General features: G+C 70.6%; 9 protein-coding genes. All 9 read left to right on the forward strand.

The genetic code is table 11. The annotated features are described in order from the left end of the window. Nucleotides 1-19: 19 nt before the first annotated feature. The 9 genes from ACEN98_RS15540 to ACEN98_RS15580 all read left to right on the forward strand — a co-directional run bounded on the left by ACEN98_RS15540 (nt 20) and on the right by ACEN98_RS15580 (nt 10,748). A complete protein-coding gene (locus tag ACEN98_RS15540) occupies nt 20-2,584 on the forward strand; it encodes an EAL domain-containing protein (protein WP_413385708.1) in 2,565 nt (854 codons plus the stop codon). Then, nucleotides 2,581-3,405 carry an HDOD domain-containing protein gene (locus tag ACEN98_RS15545; RefSeq protein ID WP_413385709.1) on the forward strand — a complete coding sequence of 275 codons (825 nt, stop codon included), beginning with the start codon at nt 2,581-2,583 and terminating at the stop codon, nt 3,403-3,405. The genes ACEN98_RS15540 and ACEN98_RS15545 overlap by 4 nt, the downstream gene beginning before the upstream one ends. Before the next feature lie 46 nt (nt 3,406-3,451). Then, complete coding sequence (locus ACEN98_RS15550) at nt 3,452-4,801, forward strand: HD domain-containing phosphohydrolase (RefSeq protein ID WP_413385710.1); 1,350 nt, start codon at nt 3,452-3,454, stop codon at nt 4,799-4,801. Then, nucleotides 4,779-5,288 (forward strand): response regulator, encoded by a 510-nt coding sequence (locus ACEN98_RS15555; RefSeq protein ID WP_413385711.1) that lies wholly within the window; start codon nt 4,779-4,781, stop codon nt 5,286-5,288. Before ACEN98_RS15550 ends, ACEN98_RS15555 begins: the two co-directional genes overlap by 23 nt. Before the next feature lie 142 nt (nt 5,289-5,430). Continuing rightward, nucleotides 5,431-6,402, forward strand: a complete 972-nt coding sequence (locus ACEN98_RS15560; protein WP_413385712.1) for an HDOD domain-containing protein — start codon at nt 5,431-5,433, stop codon at nt 6,400-6,402. A 300-nt stretch (nt 6,403-6,702) separates the two neighbouring features. After that, entirely contained in the window at nt 6,703-7,212 is a 510-nt protein-coding gene (locus ACEN98_RS15565; protein ID WP_413385713.1) for a chemotaxis protein CheW, read from the forward strand. Then, entirely contained in the window at nt 7,199-8,497 is a 1,299-nt protein-coding gene (locus ACEN98_RS15570; RefSeq protein ID WP_413385714.1) for a CheR family methyltransferase, read from the forward strand. The genes ACEN98_RS15565 and ACEN98_RS15570 overlap by 14 nt, the downstream gene beginning before the upstream one ends. Nucleotides 8,498-8,594: 97 nt before the next feature. Continuing rightward, the gene (locus ACEN98_RS15575) at nt 8,595-9,098 is read left to right on the forward strand and encodes a chemotaxis protein CheW (RefSeq protein WP_413385715.1); all 504 of its coding nucleotides are present in this window, start codon (nt 8,595-8,597) and stop codon (nt 9,096-9,098) included. 15 nt (nt 9,099-9,113) lie between these two features. Beyond that, entirely contained in the window at nt 9,114-10,748 is a 1,635-nt protein-coding gene (locus ACEN98_RS15580) for a methyl-accepting chemotaxis protein (protein WP_413385716.1), read from the forward strand. Nucleotide 10,749 lies beyond the last annotated feature (1 nt).

Raw genomic sequence — 10,749 nt, forward strand, 5'->3', positions numbered from 1 at the left:
CGAGTTTTGCCAAACTGCCATGAATGCAGCCACCTTACATCTTCCCGCGCCCAGGATGGCGCCGACGCCGCCATGCCCGGAGGGCTATGTCGCGCTCGAATGGCTCGAACATGCGCCCGGCTTCGTCGCCTTCCTCGTCGGTCCCGACCTCGTGTTCGCCCATGCGAACGACGCGTACAAACAGCTGGTGGGGCGCAGCGACCTGATCGGCCTGCCGATGGGCGACGCACTGCCGGAAGTGGCGGAGCAGGGCGTCGCGGCACTGTTGAAAGCGGCGCTGACCACCGGCGAACCGGTCGTGCACCGTGCCTGGCCGGTCCAGCTGGCCGGTCCGGGCGGCGCGCTGCAGCTGCGCTACGTCGACTTCGTGGCGCAACCCGTGCCGCACAGCGCGGCGCCGGGCGGCGCCGGACTGCTGGTTCTGGGCAGCGACGTGACGATGGAGACGGTGTCCCAGCGCGACCTGCAATTCAGCCTGACGCACGACATGCTCACGGGCTTGCCGAACCACGCGCTGTTCCGCGACCGCCTCGAGCACGCGCTGCGTCGCGCCGCGCGGGCCCAGCGTCCGCTGCAGGTGGCGGCGCTGCAGCTCGACCTGTTCAAGCGCGTGCACGCGCTGGTCGGCCACGCGGGCGGCGAGCGCATGCTGGTCGAGATCGCGCGGCGCATCGAGCGCGCCGCCGGGCCGGACGTGACGGTCGCACGCGACGGTGCCGACAAATTCCTGTTGCTGCTGGAAGGGACGCAGCAACCGCAGGTGACGGCGCGCATCGAGGAGATCATTCGTACCGTCGCGGCGCCGTTCGAACACGCCGAACACGCCGAACACACCGTGTACGTGACCTGTTGCGTGGGCGGTGCCGTTTTCCCCCTGAGCGGAGGCACGGCGGAAGACCTGCTGCTGGCCGCCGACCGCGCCCTCGCGTGCGCGCAGGATGCGGGTGCCGGCACCCAGCGCTGGGACGATACGCTGCCCGCCGACGGTGGCCTCGACCGGCTGCGGATCGGCTTCGCGCTGCGCGAGGCGCTCGCGGGCGACGGCCTGTCCCTGCGCTACCGGCCGCGGGTCGACCTCGTCAGCGGCGCGATCTGCGCCGTGGAAGCGTCGGTCTGCCTGCACCACGACGGCGCCGCGGTGCCGTCCGCCACCCTGCTCGGCGTGGCCGAAGAGTGCGGCCTGGGCGGCGCGCTGGCCGACTGGGTGTTGCGCCACGCCGCCGCGCACGCGGCACAGTGGCGCGCGCACGGCCACACGGCGCTGCGCGTGGGCGTCAACCTGTCGGCGCGCCAGGTCGCGATGTGCGACCTGGAGGGGACCATCCTGCCCGCGCTCGCGGCCGCGGGTGTCCCGCCGACCTGCCTCGACCTGGAGCTGGCCGAGCACCTGCTGGCGGACGACGCCGGCCGGCTCGCCGACTGCCTGCACGCGTTGCGCAACGCGGGCATCCGGCTGTGCCTCGACGGCTTCGGGACCGGCTCGTCGAGCCTCGTCAACCTGCAGCGCCTGCCGCTCGACGTCCTCAAGATCGACGGCTCCTTCATCGCGCGCGTGCCCGACGGGGACAGCGCGGCGGCGGTCGTGGATGCGATCGTCACGATGGGGCACAGCCTCGGCATGCGCGTCGTCGCCGACGGCGTCGAGCGCGAAGGGCAGTGCGACTTCCTGGCGCGTCACATGTGCGATGCGGTGCAGGGCGATTTCGTCTCCGCGCCGGTGCCGTTCGACGCGCTGACCGCGCTGCTGCAGACCGGCCCCGGCCTGGCGCCGCGCCTGCTGCGCTTCAACCGCACGCAACCCACGCTGCTGCTCGTCGACGACGAGCCGAGCATCGTGTCGTCGCTGCGGCGCCTGCTGCGCGGCGACGGCTACCGCATCCTGACCGCGAACAGCGGCAGCGAAGGCCTGAAGCTGCTGGAAGAACATACCGTCGACCTGATCGTGTCCGACCAGCGCATGCCCGAGATGACCGGCGTCGAATTCCTGCGCAAGGTGCGCCAGCTGTACCCGGACACGGTGCGCATCGTCTTGTCCGGCTACACCGAGCTGCAGACGGTGACGGACGCGGTGAACGGCGGCGCGATCTACAAATTCCTCACCAAGCCGTGGGACGACGAGCAGCTGCGCGGCCACATCCAGGAGGCGGTCGCATACGGCGCGATGGCCAACGAAAACCGCCTGCTCACGCTGGAAGTGCGCACGGCGAACCAGAAGCTCGCGGCCGTGAACCGCCAGCTCGAGTCCGTGCTGGCGCGCCAGCGGAGCGACATCGAACAGGGCGAGATCAGCCTCGACATCGTGCACGAGGCGCTCGACAACGTGCCCGTGCCGGTGCTGGCGGGCGACGACGCCGGCACCATCGTGCTGGCCAATCGCGCGGCGCACGGGCTGTTCGCGGCGCAGGGGCCCGTGCTGGGATGCGCGTTGCGCCAGTTGTTCCCGGGTTTGCCCGAGCCGCTGCCGGACGGCGCGAGTTTCGCCTTCGAACACAAGCTCGGAGAGCAGCGGCTCCATGCCCGCGCGCAGCCGATGGGCAACGGCTCCCAGTCGCGGGGCTGGCTGATCGTGATCGAGGCCGCATGACGACGACCGTGGTGGAACTCACCCAGGTGGTGCAGCGCCTGCGCGACCTGCCGGCGCTGCCGTCCATCGTGCTCGACCTGATCAGTTCCTTCGGCCGCGAGGACGTCGACGTGACGACGCTGGCGGAAAAGATGTCGCGCGACCAGGCGCTGGCCGCGAAGATCCTGCGGCTGGCGAATTCGTCGTTCTACGGCCTCCCGGCCAAGGTGAAAACGGTCAAGCAGGCGATCGTCGTCCTCGGGTTCGACAGCGCGCGGGCGCTGGCCGTCGCGAGCACCGTCATCGACCGCTTCGGCGGCGCCGGCGGGCCCAGGGTCGACGTCGCGCACTTCTGGCGCCATTCGATCGCGACGGCGCTGTGCGCCCGCAGCCTCGCGCGCCAGGCGGGGCTCGACCAGGATGCCGCCTTCATCGGCGGCCTGCTGCACGACATCGGCCGGCTCGTGCTGGCGATCAGCTTCCCCGAACAGTATGCCCGGGTGATCGCCGAGTACGACGACGCGGGCCTGTCCGCGGTGGAGCTGCGCGTGCTCGGCGTGGACCACGAGCACGCCGGCCAGTTGCTCGCCGAGGCGTGGAAGTTCCCGCCCGTGATCCAGCGCGCGATCGGCCGGCACCACGCGCCGGCCGCGGCCGACCTGGCCGACATCCCCGGCGTCGTGCACGTCGCGAACGGGCTGGTGCACGCGCTCGATCCGAACGGGCGCATGGCCGGCGTGGCGGCGGCCAACCTCGGCCTGTTGCCGGAACAACTGCAGGCCGTGTGCCGCGAGACGGAAGGGCAGTTCGAGGAAGCGTGCCGCCTTTTGATGCAAGATTAGCCATGAACGACATTATCGAGAGGGCCGGCGCCATGGAGGCTCAGTCATGAACATGTTTTCCGCCACCGCGCGCCCGGATGCGCCCGCGGCCACGATCCTGTGCGTCGACGACGAGCCGAACATCCTCGCCGCGCTGCGCCGCCTGTTCCGCCGCGAACACTACAAGGTCCTCGTCGCGGGCAGCGCCGCGGCAGGGTGGGCCGTGCTGGAAGAAGAGCACGTCGACATCGTGATCTCCGACATGCAGATGCCGGAGGTGAACGGCACCGAATTCCTCGAACGCGTGCGCCAGCGCTGGCCGGACACGCTGCGCCTGCTGCTGACGGGCCACGCCGACCACGAGGCCACCGTCGGCGCGATCAACCGCGGCGAGGTCTATCGCTACATCACGAAGCCGTGGAACGAGGAGGCCATCCTGCTCGTCGTGCGCGACGCGCTGGAACGCCAGTCGCTGCAGCGCGAAAAGCTCCGCCTGGAAGAACTGACGCGCCAGCAGAACGAGCAGCTGCGCGACCTGAACGCGAACCTGGAGCAGCGCGTGCGCGACCGGACGGCGGAATTGTCCGCGGCCCAGAAATCGCTGCAGGCCTCGCACGAACGCCTCAAGAACAACTTCCTCACGCTCATCAAGGTGTTCTCGAGCATGGTCGAGACGCGCGCCGGCGCCGTGCCCGGCCACGGCCGCAAGGTCGCCGACCTGGCGCGCCGCATCGCCATGCGCATGGGCCTGACGGCGCGCGAGGCGCAGGACATCTTCGTGGCGGGCCTGCTGCACGAAATCGGCAAAACCGGCTTTCCCGACGGCCTGATCGGCATTCCGGAATCCGTGCTGAAAGGTGACAATCTCGGGCTCTACCGCACCTACCCGCACCTGGGCGAACAGCTCCTGATGCCGCTCGAGGAATTGCGCGAGGCGGCACGCATCATCGGCGCCCACCGCGAGCGCTTCGACGGCGCCGGCTTCCCGGAAGGCATGGCCGGCTTCGACATTCCGCTCGGCGCGCGCATCCTGGCGGTGGCCCACGATTACGAGGCGCTGCAGCGGGGCCTGCTCGCGCAGCGCCGCGCGGATGCGGCGCAGGCGACGGAACTCGTCGCGGAAAGCCGCGGCAAGCGCTACGACCCGGAGGTCGTCGAAGCGTTCTACGATATCCGCACCGGGCGCAGCGTGGCCGAGGTGATCGCCGAAGTCGCGATGGGCACGGCCCAGCTCAAGCCGGGCATGGTGCTCAGCCGCGACCTGCTGTCCCCGGAAGGGACGCTGCTGCTGTCGGCCGACCATGTGCTGTCCGACCGGATGCTGAAGCAGCTCGCCGAATACGAGCGCCGCTCGTCGATCGAATTACAACTTTTCGTGAAGTCAGGGTCTCCCGATGCGCCGCATTCTCATTCTTGACGACGAACCGTCCGTGCTGAGCGCATTGCGGCGCACGCTGCGCGCGGCATTCCCGCCGGACGACGTCGTGATCGAAGCGTTCGACGAGCCGGAAGCGGCCGTGCTCCGTGCCGGCGAACAGGACTTCGACGTCGTCATCTCCGACTACCGCATGCCCGGCCTGAACGGTGCCGACGTGCTCCAGCTCATGAAAGGCCTGCAGCCGGAAGCGGTCCGCATCGTCGTGTCCGCGACGAAGGAAATCCTCGAGGTGGCCGACGCCGTGAACCGCGCCGAAGTGTTCCGCTACCTGGCCAAGCCGTGGCAGCAGGAAGAACTGGTCGCGACGGTGCGCGAAGCGTTCGCCCGCCGCGACCGCCGCGCGCCGCCGCGTCCGGCGCCGGCGGCGGCGGGCGGGCAGGACGACGTGTTGCGCCGGCTCGAGCAGGACGAGCCCGGCATCACCCGGGTCGACTGGGACGAGGACGGCAATATACGCCTGTTCTGACGCGGCATCCTGTCCGGATCGGCGGGAAACACCGCTCCCATGCCGTAAAATCAGTCATATCATGTGGATTGAATTGCCATAAGGCAATTTATTTGACACAATCCCGCTCATAACGATATTTACATGGGCACGGAGGCATGTCATGGGTTGGATTTCACGTTTGATGGGCGGTTCGGACGGCGGCACCAGCCCGTCCGCGGCGGCGGCCAAGGCCGGCGAGCAGAAACTGGAGCAGGCGCGCGAAGCCGAACGCATCGGCCACGACATCGATGCGGCGTACTACCGCTGGCTGACGGGCTCGGCCCGTTTCGATGCGGCGCCGGACGTGGAACAAGGCATCCTCGACGAGGTCCGGGCGCTCGCGGCCCGGCCGGGCGATGCGGCCGGGCTCGTGCCGCGCGTTCCCGAAGTGATCCCCCAGCTGCTGGGCAGCCTGGGCGCGGAAGACGTCTCGACCACCGACCTGTCGCGCCTCGTCATGCAGGATCCCGTGCTCGTGGCGGAAGTGATCCGCGAGGCCAACAGCGCGTTCTACCGCCCCATGACGAAGGTCGATACCGTCGAGGCCGCCATTAAGCTGCTGGGGCAGAACGGCCTGCGCATGGTGCTGGCGCGCGTCGCGTTCCGGCCCGTCATCAACATGGAGTCGGACGGCTTCGCGCGCCGCGTCGCGCCGCGCGTGTGGGACCAGTCCGAGCGGTGCGCCCTCGCCGCGAGCCTCATCGCGCCGGGCATCCCCGCCGGCGGCTTCGAAGCGTACCTGGCCGGCCTGATGCAGAACGTGGGCCTGATCGTCGCGTTCCGCCTGTGCCCGGACCGCGCCGTCCCCGGTTCCACCGGGTTCAGCAGCCAATTGCTGGCGCTGGGACGGCAGCTGTCGGCCGGCATCGCGCGCCACTGGGAATTTCCGGCGGAGGTGACCCTGGCCATCGAACAGGCGGGCGCGCCGGACGCGTCCAACCTCGCGCGGGCGCTCGCGCAGGGCGACCGCATCGCCAAACTGCGCCTGCTGATCGACGCCGGCGCGGTGCCCGAGGACGATGCCCTCGTCACGGATGGACTCGACAGCTTCCAGCGCCGGTGCCTCGGCAAGCTGGCCCACCTCGAGACCTGATCACATTGCCCACACTCGTTGTGAGGAATGTCAATTTTTAGCAACAATATAACGATAACCTCTGTCGTTTAATTTGCGACAGAATTATCGAATTTGCGGTATTTTAGATGCGCGTGGGCGATTTATTGCTGGAAATTTCATGAAATCCACAGGTTTGGCCGTTCTTCCTGCGTGCCGAGCCCGTACATACGTCCATGCCACGCGCAATGGGACTGACACGCCGGCCGCAAGGTCCGCTAGGATCAGGCTCATGCGAAGAATGCCAGCGGTCGCCTGGTATCGCATCGACAGGAGATGAGCATGAATCCCTCCGCTTTTGCGCCCGAAGCGGCGTTGCCGGCCCGGCAACCGGCAGCACTGCAGGTCCTTGAATTCGATTGCCGGGGGCGACGCTTTGCCGTGCCGCTGGCGTCCGTGCGGCGGGCCGTGCTCAGCGCGCGGCCGGTGCCGCTGCCGGGGGCGTCCGACATCGTGCTCGGCGTGCTCGACGTGGGCGGCGAGACCGTCACCGTCGTCGATTTCGGCCTGCGCGCCACCGGCCGCCCGACGGTCATCACACCTTCCCAGCAATTCCTCATCGTCGAGATGGACGGGGTCCTGTGCGCGCTCGTGGTCGACGCGGTCGTCGGCCCCGGCACGGCGGTGCCGGACAGCGGCTGGCCGGACGCCGCGGGCGCCGCCGATTACGTCGACGGCGTGGTGCGCCTGCCGGACGGCCTGTGCCTCGTGATCGATCCGGCCCGGTTCCTGTTCGAGCACGAACGGGTGCAGCTGACGCGAGCGTTGGGAGCGGTGGGTGAGCGCCATTGACGACACCGTCGTCGCCGACGTGTTCGACCTGGCGGCGCAGCGGGTCGAGGCCGCGACCGGCCTGACGTTCACGGGCCTGCGCCGCCGCCAGTTCGACGCCGCCCTGGCGCGGATGGCCGACGCGCTGGGCCTGCCGGGCGCCGCGGCCTGCGCGTCGTGGCTGCTGGCCGGGCCGTGGGACGCTGCCCTCAGCGCCCTGTGCGCGCGCTTCCTCACCGTCGGCGAAACGTATTTCCTGCGCGAGCCGCGCGCCTTCGACCTCGTGTGCGACCAGGCGCGCGCCCTGCTGGCCCGGGGGACGGCGCGCCCGCTGCGCGTCTGGAGCGCCGGCTGCTGCACGGGCGAGGAACCGTATTCGATCGCGCTGGCGCTGCGCCGCGACGTCCCGCAACTGCCGCCCGAACGCGTCGACATCCTCGCCACCGACCTGAACGACGCCTTCCTCGACGTCGCGCGTGCGGGCGTCTACCGGCGCTGGTCGTTCCGCCGCACCGACCCGGCCGAACTGGCCCCGTTCATCCAGCCGCTCGGCGACGGCCGCTTCGAAGTCGACGCCGTGCTGCGCGCCCAGGTCCGCTTCGCGCAGCTGAACCTGGCCAGCGGCGCGTATCCGTCCGCCATGGACGTCATTTTCTGCCGCAACGTCCTGATGTACTTCGGGCCCGAGCAGTCCGCGCGCGTCGTCGCGCGGCTGCGCGCCGCCCTCGTCGACGGCGGCTGGCTCGTCGTGAACGCCAGCGAGGCCTCGACCCGGCTGTTCCCGGGCTTTACCGCCGTGTACCTGGAGGATGCCGTGTTCTTCCGCAAGGACGCGCTGCCCGCGCCGGCGCCGGTGCCGGTGGCGCCCGCACCGGCCGCGACCCGGCCGGCGCCGGTCCCGCGTCCCGAGCCGTTGCCGGCCGCGGCGCCGAGCGCGCCGGTGCCGCCGGACGATGCGGCCATGGCGCGCGTGCACGCGCTCGCGCAGGCGGGCGGGCGCGAGGAGGCGCTGCAATGCCTGCGCCGCGCCGTCGAGGCCGAGGCGCTGTCGGCCCCATTGCAGCAGCGTGCCGCGCTGTTCGCGCTGGAGCAGGGCGACCCGGCCCTCGCGCGCCATTGCGTGCGGCGTCTCCTGTACCTCGAACCGGACAGTGCGTTCGGCCACTACCTGTGCGCGCTGATCGAAGACGCCGCGGGCCGGCGGCCGCGCGCGCGCAGCCTGCTGCGCGACTGCCGCCGACTGGCCGGCGCCGCCGACGCCGAACTGGGCGGCGCGGCGGCGGCGTGGCTGGAGCGGATGTCATGACGGCCGCCTTCGACTGGGAAGCCTTGTCGCGCCGGCTCGAAGCGGCCGCCGCGGCCTGGACGCGCTGGACCGCATCGAGCCCGGCGCCCGCGAGCGCGTGCTGGCCGCGCGTGCCGCCGCGCTGGCAGCGGCGGGCGCCGCGCCTGGCGCGGCACCGCCCGCCGGCATCGAGGTGCTGGCCTTCCGCTGCGGCGGCGAGCGCTACGCGTTCGACGCGGCCTGGGTCGCGCGCGTGCTGCCGGCGCTGCCGCTGACTACCTTGCCCGGCGTGCCGGACGTCATTGCCGGCATCACGATGTGGGAAGGCGACGTGCTGGCCGTCGTCGATCTGCGCGTGCTGCTCGCGCTGCCGCTGACCGAACTGGCCGACCCCGGCGCGCTGATCGTCCTGCGCGGCGAGGAGAGCCGGTTCGCCGTGCTGGCCGAGGCGATCGACGGCACCCGGCGCTTCCCGCACGACTGCCTTGGACACGACCTGCCGATGCTGGCCGACCCGGACGCCAGCTACCTGCTCGGCGTCGCCCCCGACCGCACCGCGCTGCTGGACGCGCGGCGCCTGCTTGCCGATTCCACGCTGATCGTGAATACGGACCACCAATAACAAGAGGAGATTCCCATGCGCGCCCTGGCCGACTTTTCCACCCGCGCGAAACTGATGCTCGGTTTCGCATTGATCGTCGTGGCGATGGCGCTGTCCAGCTTCTCGTCGTGGAACGGACTCGCGCGCCAGCGGGCGTTGCAGCAACGCCTGTACAACGACGACCTGGCGATCACGATGAACGTGCTGGAGCTGCGCAGCGCCATCAACCGCGAACGCGTGGCGCTGCTGTCGACGCTGGTTGCGGGCAGCACCGCGCAGGCGGGATTCGGCCGCCAGCTCGAAGCCGAGGAAGGTGCGATCCGGAGGCTGTTCGGCGAGCTCGCCGCGCACAAGGACGCCGACCAGGCGTTTGCGGCGGACTACGCGCGTCTCGTCAACGCCTACCAGGAATACGGCGTCGTGCGCGACAACGACGTGCTGCCGCAGGTGCGGGCCGGACAGCGCGCGGCCGCCGGCGAAGCGGCGACGGGACGCCTGCAGAACACGTTCGACCGGCTCAGGACCGTCGCCGACGAGATCGCGGCGAAGCAGATGCAGGAAGCCCGGACCCGGATGCGCGATGGCGAGGCGCTGGTGGAAAGCGCGGGCGTGACGCTGATCGTCCTGAACCTGGCGGTCGTCCTGCTGGCGTTCGTGAAGACGGTGTGGCTCAACCGCGCCATCGCGGTTCCCCTCCGGGAAGCGACCACCGTGGCCGCGCGCATCGCGACGGGCGACCTGCGCGCCGACGTCCCGGCCGGCACGAGCCGCGACGAGGTCGGGCAGATGCTGCGCGCACTGGGCGACATGGTGCAGTCCTGGCGCACCCTCGCGGCCGAGACGACGCGCGGCGTCGCCACGCTGACCGGGGCCGCAGGCGAGATCCTGTCCAGCACCGCGCAGGCGGCGGCCAGCACGGCCGAGACGGCGGCCGCCGTCAGCCAGACCACCGCCACCGTCGAGGAGGTCAAGCAGACCTCGCTGCTGGCGTCCGAGAAGTCGCGCGCCGTGTCGGACGCGGCGCAGCAGGCCGCCCGCACGGCCGCGGATGGGCGGCGCGCACTGGAAGACAGCATGAAGGGCATGGAATCGATCCAGGAAAAGATGGAAGCCATCGCCTCCACCGTCGTGCGCCTGTCCGAGCGCAGCCACGCGATCGGCGAGATCACGGCGACCGTCGCGGGCCTTGCCGAGCAGTCGAACCTGCTGGCCGTGAACGCGGCCATCGAGGCCGCCAAGGCCGGCGAGCATGGCCGCGGCTTCGCCGTGGTGGCGCAGGAAGTCAAGAGCCTCGCCGAGCAGTCGCGCCAGGCCACGAGCCAGGTGCGCGAGATCCTCGGCGAGATCCAGAAGAGCGTGGGCGCGGCCGTGATGATCACGGAGCAGGGCGCCAGGACGGTGGCGCAGGGCGTCGAGCGGGCCGCGCAGGCCGGCGAGGCCATCCGCGGGCTGACGGACAACATGACGGAGGCGGCGCAGGCGGCGGTGCAGATCGCCGTCTCGAGCCAGCAGCAGCTGGCCGGCATGGACCAGGTGGTGCTGGCGATGGAGAACATCCAGCAGGCCAGCACGGAGAACGCGGCGGGCACGCGCCAGGCGGAGGCGTCCGCGCGCAACCTGCACGCGCTGGGGCAGTCGCTGCGCCAGACCATGACCCGCTTCCAGTTCTGAT

The organism is Massilia sp. CT11-137 (assembly GCF_047302885.1).
Classification (GTDB): Bacteria; Pseudomonadota; Gammaproteobacteria; order Burkholderiales; family Burkholderiaceae_D; genus Telluria; species Telluria orientalis.